Genomic DNA, 22,448 nt, shown 5'->3' with positions numbered 1-22,448 from the left:
TCGCTGCGCTCTGCATGACGTTCTTTCGGGCGTCGCAAATTCAGCGAAACCTTGCGCGAAACTTCCCTCACCGACCTTTTCGACAACTTTAACAACCTCCGCGTCCTCATCATCGGCGACGTGATGGTGGATGCCTACGTGTGGGGCCGCGCCACGCGCCTCTCGCCCGAGGCCCCCGTGCCCGTGGTGCACGTAGCCCGCACCGAAAACCGTCTCGGCGGGGCCGCCAACGTGGCCCTGAACGTGCAGGCCCTCGGGGCCACGCCGCTGCTTTGCGCGGTGATTGGGAATGACGCGGGCGGCGACCAGCTGCTGGACCTGCTCCACGCCCACGACCTGCCGGCCGACGGGCTCATCCGTAGCGCGGCCCGGCCCACCACGGTGAAGCAGCGCATCCTGGCCCACGGCCAGCAACTGCTGCGCATCGACTCCGAAATTGAAACCGACCTCAACGCCGAGGAAGCCGCCCAGCTCCTGGCCGCCTACGACGACCTGCTGGCCCGCGCCGACGTGGTCATCTTTGAGGACTATGACAAAGGCGTGCTCAGCGAAAGCATCATTATCGAGTGCATTGCCCGCGCCCGGCAGCGCGGCATCCCCACGGTGGTGGACCCTAAGAAGAAGAATTTCCTGGCCTACCGCCACTGCACCCTCTTCAAACCCAACCTGAAAGAGCTGCGCGAGGGTCTGAAGCTGGAATTCGGCGAGCCTAATACCGACCGCGCCGGTTTCGAGGCCGCCGTGGCTCGGCTGCGGGAGGTGCTGACGCCCGAAATCGTGCTGGTCACGCTTTCCGAATACGGCGTATTTGCCCAGCAGGAAGCCGAAAAGACCTACCTGCCGGCCCACCTGCGCACCATTTCCGACGTGTCGGGCGCGGGCGATACCGTTATCAGCATTGCGGCGCTGTGCGTGGCGCTGGGCCAGCCGGCGGCCTTCACGGCGGCGCTGGCCAACTTGGGCGGCGGGCTGGTGTGCGAGCAGGTAGGCGTGGTGCCCGTAGAGAAACAGCGGCTGCTGGAAGAAGCGGGGGAGGCGGGACTGCGGTAGATAATGGCCTGGAGTGAAACTCCGCACAGTTATCTACTCAATCGCCAAATTAACGCCAGGGCAGAAAGAATTACTATAATCGCCAAGCACCCGAAAGAACGGGCTCTATCGTTACGACCGATTTTATTCAGATATGCTTTTGCGTTAGGTTCTGTCAAGAAGAATCCGCGCCAAGCATTATCAGGCTCTGAAAGCTGCCATGTAGTTCCACAGTTTTCACACTTGTAGGTTGAAAACGCGTGAAGCCTATCAATTTGGGTCTGCTTTACATAGCGCAAGCCTTTTGCAAGTTGTAATCCCTGAGTTAGCTGCAAATCAAATTCTTCAAAAGCCCAATAGCTGGGGAAGGAGAAAAATTCTTCTTTAAAGCAATTGCCGCACATTATCAGTGACTGTTGAAATGAGGGCAATGGCAAGCTAAGCCTTTTTCAGAAACTCGGTTTTCAGCACCATGGTGCTGCCGCCGGCGCGGCCTTCGATTTCGGCGGCGCTGTTGGTGAGGCGGATGTTTTTGACCACCGTGCCGCGCTTGAGCGTGAGCGAGGAGCCCTTCACTTTGAGGTCTTTGATGAGGGTGACCGAGTCGCCTTCGGCGAGCAGGGTGCCGTTGCTGTCTTTTACGTCCATAAATCGAGTTGTTTGAAGTAGGGTGCGGGGCTTGCCCCCGCCCGTGCGTTCGCACCGTTTCAACAATTCCGTTCAACGGCGGGCGGGGCAAGCCCCGCATCCTACATAGATAATCTATCCCCGCCAGGCCTTCACCGTTTCCACGAATACCCGCACGTTGTCGGGATTAGTATCGGGATACACGCCGTGGCCGAGGTTGGCGATGTGGGGGCCGCCGGCGAACTGACGGAGCATGGCTTCGGTAGCGGCTTTCACCTGCTCGGGGGTGCCGTAGAGGGCGCAGGGGTCGAGGTTGCCTTGCAGGGTTTTGTTGCCGGCTTCGAGGCGGACCTGGCTGGGGGTCTGGTTCCAGTCGAGGCCTATCGTGCGGCAGGGCATGGCGGCGAACTCGGGCACGGCCCACCAAGCCCCTTTGGCGAAGACGGTGACGGGCACGAGGGGGGCCAGGGCTTCGCAGATTTCGGCGATGTAGCGGGCCGAGAACTCGGTGTAGTGCGCGGGGGTGAGGATGCCGGCCCACGAATCGAACACCTGCACGACCTGCGCGCCGGCCGCCACCTGGGCTTGCAGGTAGGCGATGGTGGTGGCGGTGATTTTGGCGAGCAGGCGGTGGGCCAGAACGGGCTCTTTGTAGAGGAAGCCGCGGGCTTTGCTGAAGGTTTTGGAGCCGTGGCCTTCAATCATGTAGGCCAGGATGGTGAAGGGCGCGCCGGCGAAACCGATGAGCGGCACGCGGCCGTTGAGGGCTTTTTTAGTGATGCGCAGGGCTTCGAGCACGTAGCCGAGGCCTTCTTCGGGGTCGGGGATGCGGAGCTTGTCGATGTCCGCCGCCGTCTTGATGGTGGTGGGGAACAAGGGGCCGCGGGCTTCCACCATTTCGTAGGGCAGGCCCATGGCATCGGGCACCACGAGGATGTCGGAGAAGATGATGGCGGCGTCCACATCCAGCGCGTCGATGGGCTGGATGGTGACTTCGGCGGCCAGCTCGGGGGTTTCGACCAGCTCTTTGAAGCCGGAGAGGCGGGCGCGCAGGGCGCGGTATTCGGGCAGGATGCGGCCGGCCTGGCGCATGAGCCAGACGGGGGTGCGCTCGGTGGCTTCGCCCCGGGCGGCACGCAGGAAAAGGTCGTTTTTCAGCATAAGGAAGCGCAAAGGTACGGGCTGGGGACGCGGCGATAGGTGCCGTGGGCCGCAAATTCAGCGAACCACCTTTCCCCAGCCACTCACCACTCGTGAATGGCATGGGAAAGGGTTAGATATGCCCCTCACTAGTTGTGAGCGGCATATCTAACCCTTCGGCATGCCATTCACCAGTTGTGAGCGGCATGCCAAAGGGTTAGATATGCCGCTCACCAGTTGTGAACGGCATGTCGAAGGGTTCGGTATGCCCCTCACTAGTTGTGAGCGGCATGCCGAAGGATTCGGTATGCCCCTCACTAGTTGTGAGCGGCATGCCGAAGGGTTCGACATGCCCCTCACCAGTTGTGAATGGCCTGCCGAACCCTTTGCGCTACCGCGTGAGGCCGGGGAACAGCACCCCAATGGCCGAGGCCAGGAAATTGACCCCGATGGCCAGCGTGATGAAGCCCATGATGCGCGACATGGCCGCCATGCCGGGCTTGCCGAGCACGCGGGTGAGGCGCAGCGAAAAAATCAGGACAATGAAGGCGGCGAATGCTACCAGCACAAAGCCGGCCACGGTCATGGCCTTGTCGACGTAGGTGGGGCGGATGAGGCCGATGCAGATGGCCATCGAGCCCGGGCCGGAGAGCATGGGCATGGCCAGCGGGGTGAAGCTGATGTCGTCCTTCTGCTTGCTTTCTTCGAGGGCTTCGGGGCCCACCCGGTCGCGGTTGCCGCCGGGGGTGAGCAAATCGAACGCCGAGCGGATGAGCAGAATGCCGCCCGCGATGCGCAGATGCTGGATATTGATGCCGAAAAAATTCAGGATGTACTGCCCGCCAAAAAACGCTACCGTGAGCACGGCCACCATGTAAATGCAGGCCCGCAGGGCCGTGCGGGCGCGTTCGGAGGCGCGGTCGTCGGCGGTGAGGGTGAGGAAAACCGGCATCGCCCCGAACGGATTGACGATGGAAAAGAGGGTGGTGAAGGTGGCGAGCAGAATTTCCATAGGCAACAAAGGTAGGAGAAGGGGCGGGCCGGACAGAAAAGCCCTATTTTGCCGCCTCAACGGCGGCCTGTGTGTCGTCCGGTGCCGGCAGTGGCCGGTTTTACGCTCTTTTGTTTTCTCCGCCGAATGATTCCCGATACTACTGCTGCCGCTGCTTCGAGCGGTTCCGACGACCGCCCGACCACCGAAACGCCCCTGGTGGGCATTATCATGGGGTCGCGGTCGGATTTGAAAATTATGACGGCCGCCGCCGAGGTGTGCCGCCAGTTCGGGGTGCCGTATGAAATCACGCTGGTGTCGCCGCACCGCACGCCGCACCGCATGGTAGAGTATGCCGAAAGTGCCCGCAAGCGCGGCCTGCGCGTACTGATTGCGGGCGGGGGCGGGGCGGCGCACCTGCCGGGCATGGTGGCCGCGTTCACCATTTTGCCGGTGATTGGGGTGCCCATTAATAGCACCACGTCCATTCAGGGGCTCGATTCGGTGCTGAGCATGATTCAGATGCCGGCCGGGGTGCCGGTGGCCACGGTGGGCATCGACAGCGCCGCCAATGCGGCCGTGCTGGCCATTCAAATGCTGGCCATCGGCAACGCGCGGCTGGCCGATGCGCTGGAAAAATACCGCACCGCCCTCAAAGACCGGGTGATGCGCACGATTGAGGAGCTGCGCAAGGGCGGTTTTCAGGATGATGTGTAGGGGGCGGCACTGCTAATAGAGAACGTCATGCAGAGCGCCGCGCAGCATCTCGCTCGCCGCCACTAATCCCTTTCAACGATTGAATTACTACCCCAAGCGAGATGCTTCGCTACGCTCGGCATGACGTTCTTTTGGGTTCAATTGCCCTTTTAACAAATCCCACCCGCTTCCCTTTTGATGCCCACTCTTCTTTCTGCAATGCTGACCACCGGCCATTGGGCGGTATGGATAATCGGGGGCGCGGGCCTGCTCGTGACGCTGCTGCCCGTGTTCCGCCAAACCGCGTGGTGGATTCGCATCTGCGACTTTCCGCGCCTGCAAATCGTGGCGGCGCTGCTGCTGAGCCTAGGGGCGGCGCTGGCCTTGCCCACGCCGCGCAGCTTCGGCAATAGCTTGTTTGTGGCGAGCCTGGCGGTGGCGGTGGTGTACCAGTTCAGCCGCATCTGGCCCTACACGCCGCTGCACCGCAAGCAGGTGTCGGATGCCAGCCGGCCAGCCGATGACGATGCCCACCACCTGAGCATCATCGTGGCCAACGTGCTGATGTATAACCGGGATGCCTCGCGGCTGCTGGGCCACATCTCGCACCTGCGGCCCGATGTGGTGCTGGCCGTGGAAACCGACGACTGGTGGCTGAGCCAGCTCCAGCGCATCGAAAAAGACTACCCCTACACCTGCCACGCCCCGCTGCCCAACACCTATGGCATGCTGGTGTTCTCGCGCCTGCCGCTGGTGGAGCCGCAGATTCGCTACATTCTCGACCCCGATATTCCGTCGTTTCACGGCTGCGTGCGGCTGCCCAGCGGGGTCACCGTCAACATGCACTTTCTGCATCCCAAGCCGCCGGCTCCGCAGGAATCGAAAAACAGCGCCCGCCGCGATGCGGAGCTGCTGGTGGTGGGCAAGGTGATTCAGCACCATACCGGGCCGACCATCGTGGCCGGCGACCTCAACGACGTGGCGTGGTCGCACACGTCTGAGCTGTTCCGGCGGCTCTCGCGGCTGCTCGACCCGCGCATCGGGCGCGGCCTGCTGCCCACCTTCCACGCCGACTACAAGCTGCTGCGCTGGCCGCTGGACCACGTGTTTCACTCGGCCCATTTCCGCTTGCAGGACCTGCGCCGCCTCACCCACATCGGCTCCGACCATTACCCCATCTACATCCGCCTCAGCTACGAGCCCCAGGGCTGGCAGGAACAGGAAAATCTCCTCGAAGCTGCTGATTCGGATGACCACCAAGAGGCCGAGGAGAAGATTGAGGAGGGGGTGGAGGATGTGGCGGCTGGGAATGAGTAGGATTGAAATTGGCTAAAACCAGAACGTCATGCTGAGCGCAGTCGAGGCATCTCTACCGCACAACGCAATCCAATTATCAGGATTACTACTGCGGTAGAGATGCTTCGGCTGCGCTCAGCATGACGTGCTGGGCTGATGAACCTATTGAGCCCGAGGGCTTCTTACTTAGCTGCCGTCGCTTTTTTCTTCGTTACTAATTCTACGGTTTCAAAATCAGTAGGCGGCACCTGGCGGCCGTTGGCACCCACGTACATGGGGCGGATTTGCATGGTGAGGCGGCGATTGGCGGCGGTGAAATCGGTGAGGCCGGCGGCGAAGGCGGCCGGGGTGCTGCCCGCCAGCTGCGCGGGCTTCACGTTGAGGTCAACGGTGACGGGCAGGGTTTCGATGGCGCTGGATTCCAGCGTGGTGCCCGCGCCGGTGGTGCCGGCGGTCAGCTCCTTACCGTCGAGCAGCAGCTTGTAATCGAGCTGCTTGAGCTGGATGCTGGTGGTGGCGCTGGGGTTGCGGGCGTACACGCGCATTTTGAGGTGCAGGGGCAGGTTGCCTTTTTGCAGCGCGGTCTGGAGCTGGGCTTGCTGGGGCGAGGCGATGTCGGAGGCCTGGCGCACGAACAGGATGTCCTGGCCGCCGAGCGTGGCTTCGTCGATGAAATTGAGGCGGTACTGCATTAGGCTGTACGCCTCGTTTTCCAGGGCTTCAGCTGATGCGTTCTTGCCGGTGGGTTTGTCTTTTACTTGTTCGCTCACGCTGCACGAAGCGGCGGCAATCAGCAAAGTGCCCAAAGCCAGGGCGCGGGCGGGAAACAGAAGGGAAGAAACGTTCATAAAAAGAGGAGCAATAAGTCGAAACAGAAGGGGACCGGCCCTAAGCGCGTCCGTGGGCGTGCTTACGCGAAAGCGGGGCCGATGGCTGCAAAGGTAAGCCCGGCTATTGCGGCATCACCGCCACGCGCCACGCAAGCCAGAGGATGAGGCTGGCCGCGCCGAGCGTCATAATGCGCAGGCCGTGCACCCGGTCGCGGGCCGAATAGCCGGGGATTTGGCGGCCATCGTTCAGGGTTTTCTTGTGCGAGTACAGCTCCCAACCCATGAAAATGGCCCCGAAACCGCCGAGCAGCGCAAACAAATACCCCAGGCGAATGCGGCCGGTATTGTTCCGTTCCGGCTTGTTCTGTTCCACCACGCGGTGTTCGCGCAGCAGCCGAATGGTATCGGCCGATACATCGCGGCCCCGTTGCCGCAGCAGCTGCCCGGCCAGGCTCACGTCTAGCGGACTCCACTCTTCGGGCTTGGCCAGTAGCTCAAACAGCTCGGCATCGGAAAAGCTGAACAGATAATGGTCGGGGCTGAGCGTGGCCAGGGCTTCGCGGTTGGCATCTTCCTGCAAGCGGCGCACCCACTCAAAATCTGCCCCGTGCAGCTTTACCACGAAGGTGGCGTAGGTGTTATTGAAGGTGAAGGCCGGATTGAAAACGGGTTCGCCGGTATCGGTGGCGGTTTCGAAGGGAATCGCGCGCTGCCGCAGCATCGTCAGCAGCGGCTGTGCCGCCTCGGCCGATGGAAACGACTGGAAGGGTAGAAAGTCAAGCATAGAAAAGGAATTGCAGGTGCTGGATGTGGGCAACAAATAACGTAAAAAGGCCGGAAGCTCACGCCTCCGGCCTTTTTACTCAGTCACAAAATTCGTGGAATCCGAAAAATCCGAGCGAATCCGTGGTCCTTATTTATTGCCATCTACTTCTTCGTAGTCCACATCGGTGACGTGGTCGCCGGCCGGCTGGCCCTGGCCTTGGCCATCGCCGCCCTGGCCGTCGCCGCCGGGGAAACCACCACCGGGCTGGCCACCTTCGGCACCGCCAGCGGCGTACATCTCCTGCGAAGCAGCCTGCCAGGCGGCATTCATTGCCTCCATAGCAGTGTCAATACGGGCGAGGTCTTTGGCTTCATGCGCCGATTTGAGGTCGGCCAGCGCGCCTTCGATGGCCGTTTTGTTGCCACCGCTCAGCTTCTCACCGTATTCTTTCAGCTGCTTCTCGGTCTGGAAAATCATCGAGTCGGCGGCGTTCACTTTCGTGATGCGCTCGGTTTCGGCTTTGTCCGATTCGGCGTTGGCGGCGGCTTCGTCGCGCATGCGCTTGATGTCGGCTTCGGAGAGGCCCGAGCTGGCTTCGATGCGGATTTTCTGCTCTTTGCCGGTGCCTTTGTCCTTGGCGGTTACGTTCAGGATGCCGTTGGCGTCGATGTCGAAGATTACCTCAATTTGCGGCACGCCACGGGGTGCGGGCGGGATGCTGTCGAGGTGGAACTTGCCAATGGTGCGGTTCTGGCTGGCCAGCGGACGCTCGCCTTGCAGCACGTGGATTTCTACCGAAGGCTGGTTGTCCGAAGCCGTCGAGAAAGTTTCCGATTTCTTGGTCGGGATGGTCGTGTTCGACTCGATGAGCTTGGTCATCACGCCGCCCATCGTCTCGATGCCCAGCGAAAGCGGGGTCACGTCGAGCAGCAGCACGTCCTTCACTTCGCCGGTGAGTACACCGCCCTGGATGGCAGCGCCGATGGCTACCACTTCGTCGGGGTTCACGCCTTTCGAAGGCTTCTTGCCGAAGAATTTCTCCACTTCCTCCTGGATGCGGGGAATGCGGGTCGAGCCACCCACGAGGATAACCTCGTTGATGTCGGAGGTCGACAGGCCAGCGTCTTGCAGGGCCTTTTTCACGGGCTCCATCGAGCGGCGCACGAGGTCATCGGCGAGTTGCTCGAATTTGGCGCGGCTCAGTTTCACCACAAGGTGCTTGGGGCCCGAGGCCGTGGCGGTAATGTAGGGCAGGTTGATTTCGGTCTCGGTCGAGCTGGAAAGCTCCACTTTGGCTTTTTCAGCGGCTTCTTTCAGGCGCTGGAGGGCCATGGGGTCCTTGCGGAGGTCGAGGCCTTCGTTTTCGCTGCTGAACTGGTCGGCGAGGAAGTTGATGATAACCTGGTCGAAGTCGTCGCCACCGAGGTGGGTGTCACCGTTGGTGCTCAGTACTTCAAACACGCCATCGCCAAGCTCCAGGATGGAGATATCGAACGTACCACCGCCGAGGTCGTACACGGCGATTTTCTGGTCTTTGTGCTTCTTATCGAGGCCGTAAGCCAGGGCGGCGGCGGTGGGCTCGTTGATGATGCGCTTCACGTCGAGGCCGGCGATGGCACCTGCTTCTTTGGTGGCCTGGCGCTGGGCGTCGTTGAAGTAAGCGGGCACCGTGATAACGGCTTCGGTTACGGGCTGGCCGAGGTAATCCTCAGCGGTTTGCTTCATTTTCTGGAGCACCATGGCCGAGATTTCCTGCGGCGTGTAGTTGCGGTCGCCGATTTTCACGGCTACGGTGTTGTTGGCACCGGCCACTACTTGGTAGGAAACGTGCTTCTGCTCGGCGGTCACTTCGTTGAAGTGGCGGCCCATGAAGCGCTTGATGCTGGAAATCGTGTTCTGGGGGTTCGTCACGGCCTGGCGCTTGGCCGGGTCGCCCACTTTGCGCTCGCCCTTGCCCCCGTCGAGGAACGCGACGATGCTGGGGGTGGTGCGGCGGCCTTCGCTGTTGGGAATTACAACGGGTTCGTTGCCTTCCATTACGGACACGCACGAGTTGGTGGTGCCGAGGTCAATGCCGATTATTTTGCCCATGATAGGGGGTGTGTTGGGTTAAGAAGAGTGGAAGTTGTCAGGTTGAAAGCCGCGTTGCCGCCGCTACCGAGGGATTACAAGCAACGTACCAGCGTCGTTTTGGTGACAGATTGTCACCGAATGGCGGCTAGGGCCGGGGTTATGCGACGCGGTGGCTTGATTTGTTTCGGGCGGCGGGGGATTTCCTGACATGAGGGCGGAAACGGCATTTTGAAATGCTCACTCAGTCCTGCAAAACCAGTTATACTTGCGAGGAACTGTATAACTCAAGACACTAATTAGTAGCTGAAGTGATAAAATTCTTCTGTCTTCTACTCTTCGCTTCACTGTTCGGCGTCTTCAACCAGGATAGCCGAATGCATCTTGCTTGCCATAAGTGGAAGCAAGTAGGTATAAAGTCATTTGGCAAAAAATATCAAGCTGTAAGTGCTTCAGAGAAAGTGATGACTCTAGGCCGGAGTGGTAACTACGAAGAAATCCTTTATGGTCAAATGCAAATAAAGGGGCGTTGGAAATTCAATCAGGATTCAACTCGATTAGCTTTCGAAGTTTCCGAATACAATGGGGCGAAAGTACCTGGAGGGTATCTTGATAAAATGATTCCGACTGACTCGGTAATGAAGTTGACGAAGGATACGCTGATTTATGCCAGCCTTTCTTACTATGGACCGAAAAAGGTTTACGGCCATACGGATTGGTACTTTGTGCGAGAGAAATAAGCATCAGCGGCTTAAAAATGCCCACGTCTGCTACTCCCAATCGGTGGCGTAGCGCTTCCATTACTGTTCGTAGCCCACGCCGGGGTAAGTCGTGCCGGGCTTTGGAAACTTGCGCTTCAGCTAGAAACGGCGCATTACTCCGGCGGTCTGGCGCAACTCCGCCACTTCGGCTGCTGTCAAATCGCGCCACTCGCCGGGCTGCAACTCGCCCAGCCCCAACGGCCCGATGGCCGCCCGTACCAGCCGCAAACACGGCAAGCCCACGGCGGCGCACATCTTGCGCACCTGGCGGTTCATACCCTGCGAAATCTGGATTTCCAGCCAGCTGGTGGGGATGCTGGTGCGGTAGCGGATAGGAGGGTTGCGCGGCCAGAGGTGGGCAGGCTCAGGCAATGCGGTGGCTTCGCCGGGGGCGGTGAGGCCTTCTTTTATCTGCACGCCGCGCCGCAGCTGCTGCAACGCTGCTTCAGAAACAGTGCCTTCCACTTGTGCCCAGTAGGTTTTCGGGACTTTGAATTTGGGGTCGCTCAGGCGGTGCTGGAGCTGCTTATCGTCGGTGAGCAGGAGCAGGCCTTCGCTGTCGAAATCGAGGCGGCCGACGGGGTATACGTCGGGCACGGGCACGAAATCCTTGAGCGTGGCGCGGCCGTGCTCGTCGGTGAACTGGGTGAGGACTTCGTAGGGCTTGTTGAGGAGGATGTAGCGCATAGTAGCGCGGACTTTTAGTCCGCGAATAGGACCAGTGCGGGGATATGAGCAACTGAGAGGGACGGTGCAGTCGCGGACTAAAAGTCCGCGCTACTCCCACCACCGCGTCTGCGGTAATGCAGCCCCCAAAGTTACGGGCTCGCCCAGGTGGGGCGTGGTTATAACCTGCCCCAGGCGGGCGGCCTCGGCGGTGGCGCGGGTCACGGGCTCGTTCCAGGCGTGGAGCGATTCGGTGAAGGCGCCCCAGTGCACGGGCAGCATCACGGCGGCGCGCACATCACGGGCGGCCTGCACGCTTTGCTCGGGCTTCATGTGGATTTCGGCCCAGCTCTCGTTGTACTGCCCGCATTCGACCAACGCCAAATCAAACGGCCCGTATTGCCGGCCGATGGCGGCGAAGTGCGGCCCGTAGCCGCCATCGCCGGTGTAGAAAACCCGCTTGGCGGTGGCCTGCATCACCCAGGAGCACCAGAGCGTGGAGTTGCGGTTGCCCAGGCCGCGCCCCGAAAAGTGCCGGCTGGGCGTGCAGCGCAGCGTGAGGCCGGGGATTTTGGCGCTGTCGCCCCAGCTCATTTCGGTGATGCGCGCGGCCGGCACGCCCCAACGGCGCAGATGCGGGCCGATGCCCAGCGGCACGTAGAAATGACCCACTTTGTCCTTGATTTTCCGGATGGTTTCGTAATCGAGGTGGTCGTAGTGGTCGTGCGAAATGAGGACGGCGGCGATGGGCGGCAGCTTTTCGGGCGCGATGGCCAAGCTGCGGTTGTAGCGTTTGGGGGCGGCCCAGCTCACGGGGCCCATCTTGATGCTCAGCATGGGGTCGAGCAGGATGTTCTGGCCCGCGATTTCGACCAAGCTGGCCGAGTGGCCGAACCACGTCACGCGCACCATCTCGGGCGTTTTTTGGGTGATGGCGAGCGAATCGAGCGGCTGCGTGGGGAGCGGGCCGGGGGGCGCGGCCTGCGGCGATTTGCGGAACAGGAATTTCCACATCACGGCCGGCATGCTGCCGGCCGTGAGCTCCCGGGTCGGAATCAGGTTCACGAATTCTTCCTCCTTCTCGTTGTAGTGGCCCGACTTCGCGTAGGTCTGCCGCTCGGCTTTGGTGGGCTTGCCGCCCAGCTGCGGGCTGAGGCCGATGAAGCTGATGGCGGCCAGCAACACCACGCCAATCATACCGCTCGATGCCATTAGGGAGGTTTTTAGGAGTTTCCGCATTCTACATTAGGGGCGCGGGGCGGCTTGGCTGTGGGCCAGGGCCACGATGTCGCGCACTTCGAGCACGGGTTTGGTGTAGCCGAAATCGGCGGCGTTAATCATGGCCCGGCCCACCTCCTGCATGGTGCTCACGAAGTTCGGGGCCAGTTTGCGGGCCACCGGGTAGAGCCAGGCAATAGCCCCGTACCATTTCAGCACGTTGCGCTGGCCGGGCGTAATCTTCATAAAGCCCGGCCGGAACATGTAGGCCGCCTGGAAGGGCAGGGCCAGCAACTCGTTTTCGGTGCGGCCCTTCACGCGGGCCCAGTGCTGGCTGCTTTTTTCGGTGCCGTCGGTGCCCGCGCCGGATACGTAGATGAACGTCATTTCGGGGTTGAGGCGCACCAGTGTTTCGGCCACGGCCAGCGTCATGTCGTGGGTGATGCGCTCGTATTCTTCCTTCGAAATACCCACCGACGACACGCCCGCACAGAAAAAGCAGGCGTTGTAGCCCGTGAGCTGGCTTTCCGCGGCACTCAGGTTGGCCAGGTCGGGCACCAGCAGCTCGCGCATTTTGGCGTGGCTGCGGCCGGTGGGCTTGCGCGTGAGCACCAGCACGTGCTCCACAGTAGGGTTCTCCAGGCATTCGAGCAGAACGCCCTCGCCCACCATGCCGGTGGCCCCGGTCAGGATGACTCGTAGTTTCATATTGATGAGGTAAAGTAGGAGGGAGGACGCAGTGAGGGCGTTTCTACTTTACGCAGATGCCAAAAGAACGGTGTGGAGATGCGAAGGCTCGTAGCTCCCCGATGCTACACGCTGCCCGAATACTTCCGCACGGCCCACTCCACCGTCAAAAAGGCCAGAATCACGAAGAAAATCCACTTCAGGTTGATTAAGTCCTTCAGGTCTTCCTCGGCCGTAATCACGGGCTTGTAGTTGGCTTTGATGATGTCCTGGGCCAGCTTATCCAGTTGGGCCGGGTAGTACAGCCGCGCGCCGCTGCGGCGGGCGAGCTGGGCCAGCAGGTTGTGGTCGGCCTTCGATTCCAGGGCTTCGAGGGGCTGGGATTGCACCAGCAACTCGCCCGCGTCCTGCTGGGGCTGGCCGCCCAGCGTGGCCCGCGCCTGAATGCGGTAGAGGCCCGCCGGCAGCGGCCCCAGGTGCAGGGGTGAGCCATCCTCCGGGTTGGCGAAGGAGAAGCGGCGGGTTTGCTTTTTTTCGTCGGTTAAAACGAGGTCGATTTGCTGGTTGTAGAGGCGTTCGAAGACGGCGTTGTAGGTTTCGGCCCCGAGGGTCACGTCGTCTTGGGTGCCGAACACGTCCTGCGTGGGGTACACGTCGAGGCGCTTTTTGTTGGCGTTTTGGGTGAGGAGCTGGAGCGTGCGGATGATGAGGCGGTCGTAGGCTTCGGGCTTGTCGTCGTGGGCCACGGCTTCGCTCAGGCGCCATTGCCAGCTGCCATCAGTGAGCAGGGTGGCCTGACGGTGGTCGGTGGGGCCGCCAAAAACCAGCAACGGCTTCTGCGTCGCCACGCGGCCCACGCGCTGCCAGAGCGCGGCCTCGGCCCCCGGGCCCAGCCGCAGCTCGCCAAACGGCACCGGCGCGGGCGGGTACTGCGCAAAGCGGCGAGCCGATTCCTCGTCCGTCGCAAAGCGGGCGAAGCCGGGGTTGGGCAGCGGCGTCACCTCGTCCGTCTGCGCCCCGCGCGGCTGGATGGTGAGGCCCGCGCCGAGCTGATTATACGCCCCCAAATCGGACTGGGCCCCGATGATGTAGAGCGCGGGTGTTTTGCGGGCCTTCACCTGGGCCAGAATCTCATTGCCCAACCCGCCCTGCGCCGGCAGCTGGTGCAGGATGGCCACGTCGAAATCGGCGTTGGCTTTGAGCGGATTTACGCCGGGCAGGGCCAGGGTGAGGTCGAAGTTGTCGTTGGCGAGAATGGCGGCGCGCAGGGCTTTCAAATCCGGGTGCGGGGCGGCCCCGGCCAACAGCACGCGCAGCTTGCCCTTCACAATTTCGATGAAGGCCGTGCGGGCATTGTTCAGCGCCGTAAACTCGCCGGCCTGGGGCACGATGCGGACTTCGTAGCGGCGCTTGCCCGGCGCGGGCGCGGTGAGCTGGAACGTGGCGCGCACCCGCCGCCGGCCGGTGGGCAGGGCCACGCGGCGGCTGTCGAGCACCTTGTTTCCCTCGCGCAGTTCCACGGTGGCCGCGCCGCCCGCGTAGCCTTCGAAGCCTATTTCGGCCTCAATGGGGAATTTATTGCCGCTGAAGGCCACGCGGTTGTAGGTGAGGCCGGTCAGGCGCAGGTCGCGCTTGGGGATGGTGTCGCCCAGGGCCACGGTGTAAATCGGGAAGTTGAATTCGGCGGAGGCGGGGCTGCGGCCCCGGTTCACGAGGCCGTCGCTGAGGAGCACCACGCCGGCCAGGTTGCGGCCCTCGTAGGCGTCGCGGGTGCCGGCGAGCAGCTGGTCGAGGTCGGTGGTGGCGGCGGAAAAGCGGAGTGAATCGAGCCGGGCCGGGCGGGCGGGCGTGGACGTCAGGGTGCGGGTTTCCACGGTGAAGCCCTTGCCGCGCAGCGTTTCGGCCAGCTTCGTGAGGCCGTCGGTGGCTTGGCTGAGCACGTTTTTGGGCGTGAATAATTCCACCGACTGCGAGTTATCGACGGCCAGCACCAGCGCGGGGGCTTCGGTGTGCGTGGTGGTGGTGCGGATGACCGGGGCCAGCAGCAGGTAGCACAAAAAGCTCACCACCGCGAAGCGCAACGCCGCCAGCGCGTAGTTGCGCTGCTTGCTCCAGGGCGCTTGGGCCGAGTATTGCAGGGCTGCGTAGCCGGCCCCCACGGCCAGGCAGAGCAGGATAAACCAGGAAGAATATTGAGTGGTCAGCAAACGGAAATCGGATTGAATCAGCGCTAAAGGTCGGCCCGCGCCGCTAAAGTTGCAGCCGTCCGCTGCTTCAACGGCTGCGCACTGTGGGCCGTTCGGCACCGGGCACCCGGCTTGCCAACAAAACTACGCCCCCAGCGAGCTTGTGGAATGTGGTGAGAGCCGGTGGTGAGTGAGGAGGAATGAAGCCGAGTGGAAATACCTGAACGATGCGGAGACGCAATGATGCGTCTCCGCATCGTTCAGGCAACCCGAAAAATCAACTCTAACAGGAGCTTCGGAGTCTTTCTTAAAATGAAAGAATACGTGACTGATAGTATTAATACTGATAGGGTTAATGATTGAGTAAATTATTATTAATATTATCAAATAATTTGTTTTTTGAGAATTAGATATTCTATAAGTGTAACCAAGTGAAAGCCAATGACTATTCGTGAAGCTACATATTTTGCCCGTCGGGTTGAGGATGCTGAAATCCAGCATAAGCCAACGCCAGAGCCAGTCTAATTGCCGACTTCGAGGCGGGTAAGGCCGTATAAGCCCGTGCAAATGGCAGGCGTGTTCCCCACTCATTGCCAGCCCGACCCATGCACCACCGGCGGACAGGCCCCGCTAAGTCCCGGCCGCCGGCTTGCCCTTCTTCTACCGCCCACCAGTTTCGACCACTCACCCGCAGCTACAAGTGTGGGGCAAGGGGCGGGCTACTCATGTACTGTTTTTTACAACATAGAAACATGTAATTATAAATTAACCTGCTCGACGTGCCATGCTGATGCGTTATGCCCACTTCCGTGATTTGAAATGGCTGATTGCCACCTTGTGTACCGGTCTGGCCCTGCTGGCCCCGGCCGGGCCGGCGCTGTCCCAAACCCGCATTCTATTTGTGGGCAATAGTTTCACGCACGGCTACGTCGCGCCGGTGCTGAACTATAACGCGGCGGCCATTTTCGACGACAACTACGGACTGCCCGCCAACTCCCCCCGCCACGAAAGCGACGACTCGGGGCCGTGGGGCGGCGTGCCGGGCATTTTCAAGCGCTTCACCGACGAGGCGGGCCTGGCCTATGAGGTGCACATTGAAGCCATCAACGGGGTGGACCTGACCTACCACTACACCAACGCCCTCTCGGTTATCGGGCGGCCGGCGGGCTGGGACAAAGTGGTTTTGCAGGAGCTGAGCACCGGGCCCTTGCCCGCGAACAAAGGCGGCAACCAAGCTGACTTTTTCACCTATTCCACGCGGCTGGAACAGGCGGTGCATGCGGCAAACGCGGCGGCTAAGGTCTACCTCTACGAAACCTGGGCGCGCGCCGACCTCACGTATCCGGCCGGGCAGCCGTATTCGGGCCAGCCCATCACGGCCATGGGTACGGACCTGCACAATGGTTATGCCCAGGCCTTTGCGCAGAACGGGCATTTTGAAGCGGTGGCTCCGGTGGGCGATGCCTGGCAGCTGGCCATGCAAACGGGCGTGGCCATGCCCAACCCCTACAACCCCACGGCCGGGCAGCTCGACCTATGGTCCAACTATTTCCACGCCAGCAAATGGGGCTCGTATCTCAGTGCCTGCGTGCTGCTTTATCAAATCACGGGGGTTGACCCGCGCACCCTGGGGACCGGCGAAACCGCTGCCGCCGACCTGGGCATTGCGCCGGCCGATGCCGTGGCCTTGCAGCAGGTGGCCTACAACCAGGTAAGTGGCGCGACCAGTCCCGCCACGTATTCGCTGACGGTGACGGCTACGGGCAGCGGCACGGTGGCCAAAAGCCCGGACCAGGCCACGTATGCCAGCGGCGCTACGGTGAGCCTGACCGCCACGCCAGCAGCGGGCTTCACCTTCAGCGGCTGGAGCGGCGATGCCACGGGCACGACTAATCCCTTGACCGTGACGATGACGGCCAATAAAAGCATCACGGCTACCTTCACGGCCGTGCCCCCGACCAGCTACACGCTGACGACCAGCACCAGCGGCAGCGGCGCGGTAACGAAAAATCCGAATCAGGCCAGCTACGCCAGCGGCAGCAGCGTTGCGCTGACGGCCACACCGGCAGCTGGCTTCACCTTCACGGGGTGGAGCGGCGACGCGACGGGCACCACTAATCCGCTGACCGTGACGATGACGGCCAATAAGGCCATTACGGCCACCTTCACGGCTACCGGCCAAAGCGTGGTGAGCTATATTTTGGTTAATGCCGATAGCAACACGGATATTCAAGGGATTGCGGCGGGCGCGACGCTCAACCTGGCCACCTTGCCCACCCGCAACCTGAACATCCGGGCCACAACCAGCCCGGCTACCGTGGGCAGCGTCGTCTTCGCCCTCAGCGGAACGCAAACCCGAAACCAGACCGAATCGGTGGCCCCTTACGCGCTGTTTGGGGACAATGGCGCGGGCAAATACAATTCCTGGACGCCGGCAGTCGGCAACTATTCGCTCACGGCCACTCCTTACACGGCGGGCAATGGCAATGGTACGGCCGGCACGCCGCTCAGCATCAGCTTCAGCGTATCGAACCAGGCCACCCCGGCCAGCTATACCCTCACCGCTACTACCGTTGGCAGTGGTACGGTGACCAAAAATCCGGACCAGACCAGCTACCCCAGCGGCACCAACGTGACCCTGACGGCGACCCCAGCGGCGGGCTTCACCTTCACGGGCTGGAGTGGCAGCGCCACCGGCAGCACCAACCCGCTCACGGTGGCCATGACGGCCAACAAGACCATTACCGCCACCTTCACCGCCGTGGCCCCAACGACGTACACACTGACCACCAATACGGTAGGCACGGGCACGGTGACGAAGAACCCGAACACCGCTACTTACGCCAGCGGCAGCAGCGTGATGCTCACGGCTACGCCCGGCACGGGCTACACGTTCACGGGCTGGAGCGGCGATGCCAGCGGCAGCACCAATCCGCTGACCGTGACGATGACGGCCAACAAAAGCATCACCGCCACTTTCACGGCGGTAGCCCCGACTACCTACACCTTGACCACGGCCACCACCGGCAGCGGCACAGTCGTTAAAAACCCCAATCAGACCAGTTACGCCAGTGGCAGCAGCGTCACGCTCACGGCCACGCCCGCCGCCGGTTACCAGTTCAACGGCTGGAGCGGCGATGCCACGGGCACCACCAATCCGCTGACCGTGACGATGACCACCAACAAGGCCATTACGGCTACTTTCACGGCCACCAGCGGCACTGGCCTGACGTTTTATCGCGCCCTGAACATCAACGGCAACGCCTTGGTGCTGGACGGCCAGAACTGGGAAGCCGCCACCGGCGCGGCCAACTTCACCGTGACGGGGACGCGGTTTGCGAATCAGAATATCACTCTGAACCCGGCCACCGATGCCCTGCGGGCCAGCATGATTCGCTCGTCGGTGTACGGCCCCAGCATTGATGCGACGCTGCGCAACGTGCCGGCCGGCACCTACGCCGTGTACGCCTACGTGTGGGAAGACAACAGCCCGGAAATCTTCGATGTGCGCGTGCAGGGCCAGGTAGTGCTGGCCAACTACAACAGCGGACCCGCCGGGCATTGGGACCGGCTGGGACCGTACCCCGCCACCGTTACCGGCACGGGCACGCTGGTGCTGAGCACCGCCGGCGGCTACGCCAACCTATCCGGAGTGGAGGTGTGGCGGCAGAATGCCGGCGCGGCCCGAACCGCCCTGGCCGCGGATTTTAGCAGTTCCATGTCGTCGGCTCCGTCAGCCAGCATCAGCAGCCCGGACGCGGCCCGATTGAGCGGCTCCGCCGGCATCGCCACGCCCCAGGCCTACCCCAACCCAACCGGCGACGGCCGGCTGTGGGTGCTGCTGCCCGATGATTTCCAGGGGCCGGTAGCCTACTCGCTGGTATCGGTGCTGGGGGCTAAGCTGGCGAGCGGCCAATTGACAGAAGCAGCCCAGCTGCTTGATTTCTCACACGAGCTAACCACTTCTGGCTTGTACTACCTGCTGCTGAAAGGCCGGAACCAGCGCGCCCAAATCAAGCTGGTGCGGCCGTGAAGTGCAGAAACCAAAAGGAGCACCGTGCAAAAGTGCTGCGGTGCCCCTTCAGTCTTAAATGGGCTGAATTTCCTACGTCAGCATCCCGCCATCCACCTGCAGCACCTGGCCGGTGATGTAGGCCGAATCATCCGACGCCAGAAATGCGGTGGCTTTCGCCACATCCTCGGGCCGGCCGCCACGCTTGAGCGGAATAGCCTTGCGCCACTCGTCCACCTGCTTGGGGTCGAGGGCATCGGTCATTTCGGTTTCGATGAAGCCGGGGGCCACGGCGTTGCAGCGGATGTTGCGCGAGCCCAGCTCCAGCGCCACCGATTTGGTGAAGCCGATGATGCCGGCCTTGCTGGCGGCGTAGTTGGCCTGCCCGGCGTTGCCCTTGATGCCCACCACGCTGGTCATGTTGATGATGGAGCCGGCTTTGGCGCGCATCATGGGCTTGGTGGCCGCTTTGGTGAGGTTGAACACCGATTTTAGGTTTACGGTGAGTACGTTGTCCCACTGCTGCTCGGACATGCGCATCAGCAGGCCGTCCTGCGTGATGCCGGCGTTGTTGACGAGGATGTCGAGCTTGCCAAAATCGGCCACCACGTCCTCAATCAGCTTTTCGGCCTGGGCGTAGTCGGAGGCGTCGGAGCGGTAGCCTTTCACTTTCGTGCCGTTGGCCGAAAGCTCGGTTTCGAGGGCTTGGCCCTTCTCCACTGAGGATAAATACGTGAAGGCGACATCGGCGCCGAGCTGGGCAAAATGCGCCGCGATGGCGCGGCCAATTCCTTTGGAAGCGCCCGTCACGAGGGCCACTTTTCCGGTGAGTGTGTTGGTCATGGGGCGAAGGTAAGGCCGCCCGTCATTCCGAACGAAGTGAGGAATCTGAATTGTGTAGCGTCCTTTGTGCCACATTATCTCAGATTCCTCGACCTTGCTTGATGCGCAACATGCTCGGAATGACACCTTCGGAATGACAACCTACGACATCTGCATTCTGGGCGCGGGCCCCGGCGGGGCCGCCGCCGCCCTGCACCTCGCCAACGCCGGCCAGCCTTGCCTGCTGCTGGACCGCGCCGCGTTCCCGCGCGACAAAACCTGCGGCGACGCCCTCAGCGGCAAGGTCATCAATGAGTTGAAGCGCATCGAGCCCGGCCTGCACGCCAAGCTGGCCGCCTCGCCCATCCAGATTCCCAGCTGGGGCATCGACTTCATCGCGCCCAACGGCCGCAAGCTCGCCATCCCCTTCAAGCCCCAGTTCGACAAGGCCACCGACCACACCGCCGGCCACGTCGCCAAGCGCATTGATTTCGATAATTTCCTGGTGGAAGAAGTGCGGCAGCGCCCTGAAATCGACTTCCGCGAAAACGTGGACGTGGCCCGCACCGAGCGCACGCCCGAGGGCTGGCAATTATTCGACAAAGCCGGCCAGGAAATCGCCACCTGCCGCCTACTGCTCGTGGCCAACGGTGCGCAGTCCGAATTTGCCCGCAAAGTGGCTGGCCACGCCCTGGAGCCCGACCACCACTGCGCCGGCCTGCGCACCTACTATGACGGCGTGAGCGGCCTCAGCCCCGATAACTTCATCGAGCTGCACTTCATCAAGGACTTCCTGCCCGGCTACCTCTGGGTGTTCCCGCTCCCCAACGGCCAGGCCAACGTGGGCGTGGGCATGCTCTCCAAAACCGTAGCCGCCAAAAAAATCAACCTGCGCCAGCGCCTCGATGAGATTCTGGCCACGCACCCCACGCTGGCCCCGCGCTTCGCCGGGGCCACGCGGCTGGGGCCGGTCAAAGGCTTCGGCCTGCCGCTGGGCTCGAAGCGGCGGGCGCTGTCCGGCGCGGGTTATTTCCTGCTCGGCGATGCCGGTTCGCTCATCGACCCATTCTCCGGCGAAGGCATTTCGCACGCCATGGTGAGCGGCCGGCACGCCGCCATCTGGGCCGTGGAGGCGGTGAAAAAAGCCGATTTCAGCTCCGATTTCCTCAAAAACTACGACAAAGCCGTCTACAACCGCCTCGGCCAGGAGCTGCGCCTGAGCCGCGTGATGCAGCGGCTACTCAACTTCCCCAGCCTGTTCAACATCGTGGCCAACCGTGCCGTGAACAACCCCACGCTGGCCGAAACCCTGTCCATGATGTTCATGGATTTGGACCTGCGCGAGCGGCTGCGCAAGCCCAGTTTTTATTTCAAACTGTTTTTCGGCGGGAAGTAGGGGTGAGGAAGGGATAAAACAAGAACGTCATGCTGAGCAGAGCCGAAGCATCTCTACCGCGCAACTAATTTAATTTAGTAATGCGGTAGAGATGCTTCGGCTCCGCTCAGCATGACGTTCTCTTATTCGTCAGCTGAAGCTTTCCGGCCTAGTGCTGGCCGGGCTTGGGGTGCACGCCACCCGTGCGCGCCGCAGGAGCCGGCTTGATGGGCGCTTTGCCCTCATCATTGCCCACATAGCGGCGCAGGCTCTTGGCGGCTTCGGGGTTCAACTTAGCGGCCTTTTCGAGGTCGCGGCGGGCTTCGGAGAGCTTATCAAATGACGAATAGCTGATGCCGCGATATTCCCAAGCGTCGGCGTAGGTCGAATCGAGCTGGATGGCTTTAGTAAAATCGGCCACGGCGGGCTTGTACTGGTACATCTGCATCTTGGCCACGCCCCGGCCGAAGTATGATTCCTTGTCATCGGGTCGGTACTTGATGGCTCCCGAAAAGTCAGTCGAAGCGGCTTTGTACTGCTTCATCATCAGGCGGTTTACGCCCCGGTTGTAGTACGCATCGGGGTTGTTGCGCTGGTACTTGATGGCCGTGGCGTAGTCAGGCAGAGCCTCTGCGTAGTTCTTGAGGTAGCTTTTGGCCTTGGCCCGCTGCAGGTAAGCCGCCGAATTTTTGGGCTCTACTTTCAGGATGGCATCAGCGTTGGCCAGCATGTTGCGGTAGTCGAGGACCGTCATTTTTTTCTCCTTCTCGCGCTCGGCCGAAGCCGCCGTGGCCGATAGCGCGTTCGGGTCGGGCCGGTCGGCGGCCAGCGCGGCAGCCGAGGCCGCATCCGAAGCCACGGCGGTGGCGGGCGTGGCGGCAATGCCGTTGGCCTCGCTAGTGGTGCGGGCATCGGGAGCTGAAATGGCCGCGCCGGTCGAGTCCGGTCGGCGGGCATCAGACACGGGCGGCATGGTCATGAGCTGGCTGGTATTGCCCGGCTTCTCTTTTTCAGTAACAGTAGTGGCGCAGTTGGTGAGGAAAGCGAGCAACCCGAGGGCCGCCATAGGAGCGCGAAAATGTGGTTTCATGGAATGCAGAAATGTGTAGCCACGGCAAGCTGCGCCGTAACCGGGCCTTATACGGGAAAATTCAAAAATTGGCTGCTGGCCCAGACCGCGCCAAAATCTTGTTGGCAAGATAACCCACCGGCAACTACAATCCCGACGCGGCGCGGCGGCTATCTTTACGGCTCGTAATGGGTGGGCCCCCCAGCC

The 22,448-nt window shown here is 61.8% G+C and carries 18 protein-coding genes; 6 read left to right on the top strand and 12 right to left on the bottom strand.

The window, feature by feature from the left end; genetic code table 11:
- Positions 1-51 precede the first annotated feature (51 nt).
- On the top strand, positions 52-1,050 hold the full coding sequence (locus AAFH49_RS13215) for a bifunctional heptose 7-phosphate kinase/heptose 1-phosphate adenyltransferase (RefSeq protein ID WP_342298806.1): 999 nt from the start codon (positions 52-54) through the stop codon (positions 1,048-1,050).
- A 417-nt stretch (positions 1,051-1,467) separates the two neighbouring features.
- Here AAFH49_RS13215 and AAFH49_RS13210 read toward each other — a convergent pair whose 3' ends face one another.
- From AAFH49_RS13210 to AAFH49_RS13200, 3 genes are all read right to left on the bottom strand, one after another.
- Positions 1,468-1,677, bottom strand: coding sequence for a zinc ribbon domain-containing protein YjdM (locus tag AAFH49_RS13210; RefSeq protein ID WP_035567109.1), 210 nt, complete (start codon positions 1,675-1,677; stop codon positions 1,468-1,470).
- A gap of 114 nt (positions 1,678-1,791) precedes the next feature.
- A complete protein-coding gene (hemE, locus tag AAFH49_RS13205) occupies positions 1,792-2,817 on the bottom strand; it encodes a uroporphyrinogen decarboxylase (protein WP_342298801.1) in 1,026 nt (341 codons plus the stop codon).
- Positions 2,818-3,187: 370 nt separating this feature from the next.
- Positions 3,188-3,808, bottom strand: coding sequence for a MarC family protein (locus AAFH49_RS13200; protein WP_342298799.1), 621 nt, complete (start codon positions 3,806-3,808; stop codon positions 3,188-3,190).
- A 126-nt stretch (positions 3,809-3,934) separates the two neighbouring features.
- On the opposite strand from AAFH49_RS13200, the gene purE reads away from it, so the two are divergent.
- A complete protein-coding gene (purE, locus tag AAFH49_RS13195) occupies positions 3,935-4,504 on the top strand; it encodes a 5-(carboxyamino)imidazole ribonucleotide mutase (RefSeq protein WP_425293332.1) in 570 nt (189 codons plus the stop codon).
- Positions 4,505-4,681: 177 nt separating this feature from the next.
- Entirely contained in the window at positions 4,682-5,800 is a 1,119-nt protein-coding gene (locus AAFH49_RS13190; RefSeq protein WP_342298797.1) for an endonuclease/exonuclease/phosphatase family protein, read from the top strand.
- A gap of 161 nt (positions 5,801-5,961) precedes the next feature.
- Here AAFH49_RS13190 and AAFH49_RS13185 read toward each other — a convergent pair whose 3' ends face one another.
- The 3 genes from AAFH49_RS13185 to dnaK form a co-directional block, all read right to left on the bottom strand.
- Entirely contained in the window at positions 5,962-6,627 is a 666-nt protein-coding gene (locus AAFH49_RS13185) for a hypothetical protein (protein ID WP_342298795.1), read from the bottom strand.
- A 103-nt stretch (positions 6,628-6,730) separates the two neighbouring features.
- Complete coding sequence (locus AAFH49_RS13180) at positions 6,731-7,393, bottom strand: hypothetical protein (protein WP_342298794.1); 663 nt, start codon at positions 7,391-7,393, stop codon at positions 6,731-6,733.
- A 129-nt stretch (positions 7,394-7,522) separates the two neighbouring features.
- Positions 7,523-9,466 carry a molecular chaperone DnaK gene (gene dnaK, locus AAFH49_RS13175; RefSeq protein ID WP_342298792.1) on the bottom strand — a complete coding sequence of 648 codons (1,944 nt, stop codon included), beginning with the start codon at positions 9,464-9,466 and terminating at the stop codon, positions 7,523-7,525.
- A 290-nt stretch (positions 9,467-9,756) separates the two neighbouring features.
- Here dnaK and AAFH49_RS13170 point away from each other — a divergent pair, with 290 nt between their 5' ends.
- Positions 9,757-10,185 carry a hypothetical protein gene (locus AAFH49_RS13170; RefSeq protein WP_342298790.1) on the top strand — a complete coding sequence of 143 codons (429 nt, stop codon included), beginning with the start codon at positions 9,757-9,759 and terminating at the stop codon, positions 10,183-10,185.
- A 120-nt stretch (positions 10,186-10,305) separates the two neighbouring features.
- Here AAFH49_RS13170 and AAFH49_RS13165 read toward each other — a convergent pair whose 3' ends face one another.
- The 4 genes from AAFH49_RS13165 to AAFH49_RS13150 all read right to left on the bottom strand — a co-directional run bounded on the left by AAFH49_RS13165 (position 10,306) and on the right by AAFH49_RS13150 (position 14,984).
- Positions 10,306-10,893, bottom strand: a complete 588-nt coding sequence (locus AAFH49_RS13165) for a pseudouridine synthase (protein WP_342298788.1) — start codon at positions 10,891-10,893, stop codon at positions 10,306-10,308.
- Between the two features lie 90 nt (positions 10,894-10,983).
- A complete protein-coding gene (locus AAFH49_RS13160; RefSeq protein ID WP_342298787.1) occupies positions 10,984-12,084 on the bottom strand; it encodes an MBL fold metallo-hydrolase in 1,101 nt (366 codons plus the stop codon).
- A gap of 33 nt (positions 12,085-12,117) precedes the next feature.
- Positions 12,118-12,798, bottom strand: a complete 681-nt coding sequence (locus tag AAFH49_RS13155; RefSeq protein ID WP_342298784.1) for an NAD-dependent epimerase/dehydratase family protein — start codon at positions 12,796-12,798, stop codon at positions 12,118-12,120.
- A gap of 104 nt (positions 12,799-12,902) precedes the next feature.
- The gene (locus AAFH49_RS13150; protein ID WP_342298783.1) at positions 12,903-14,984 is read right to left on the bottom strand and encodes a VWA domain-containing protein; all 2,082 of its coding nucleotides are present in this window, start codon (positions 14,982-14,984) and stop codon (positions 12,903-12,905) included.
- A gap of 763 nt (positions 14,985-15,747) precedes the next feature.
- On the opposite strand from AAFH49_RS13150, the gene AAFH49_RS13145 reads away from it, so the two are divergent.
- On the top strand, positions 15,748-18,996 hold the full coding sequence (locus AAFH49_RS13145; protein ID WP_342298781.1) for an InlB B-repeat-containing protein: 3,249 nt from the start codon (positions 15,748-15,750) through the stop codon (positions 18,994-18,996).
- 72 nt (positions 18,997-19,068) lie between these two features.
- Here the strand turns inward: AAFH49_RS13145 and fabG are convergent, their stop codons facing one another.
- Positions 19,069-19,818: a 3-oxoacyl-[acyl-carrier-protein] reductase gene (gene fabG, locus AAFH49_RS13140; protein WP_342298779.1), complete on the bottom strand. Its 750-nt coding sequence runs from the start codon at positions 19,816-19,818 to the stop codon at positions 19,069-19,071.
- 133 nt (positions 19,819-19,951) lie between these two features.
- On the opposite strand from fabG, the gene AAFH49_RS13135 reads away from it, so the two are divergent.
- The gene (locus tag AAFH49_RS13135; protein WP_342298778.1) at positions 19,952-21,193 is read left to right on the top strand and encodes an NAD(P)/FAD-dependent oxidoreductase; all 1,242 of its coding nucleotides are present in this window, start codon (positions 19,952-19,954) and stop codon (positions 21,191-21,193) included.
- A 148-nt stretch (positions 21,194-21,341) separates the two neighbouring features.
- On the opposite strand, the gene AAFH49_RS13130 is transcribed toward AAFH49_RS13135, so the two are convergent.
- Positions 21,342-22,262 (bottom strand): tetratricopeptide repeat protein, encoded by a 921-nt coding sequence (locus AAFH49_RS13130; RefSeq protein WP_342298775.1) that lies wholly within the window; start codon positions 22,260-22,262, stop codon positions 21,342-21,344.
- Positions 22,263-22,448: the final 186 nt, after the last annotated feature.

Origin of the sequence: Hymenobacter segetis (assembly GCF_038448715.1) — a bacterium.
In the GTDB taxonomy this organism is placed as follows: domain Bacteria; phylum Bacteroidota; class Bacteroidia; order Cytophagales; family Hymenobacteraceae; genus Hymenobacter; species Hymenobacter segetis.
This window is presented reverse-complemented; position numbering and strand designations above follow the sequence as displayed.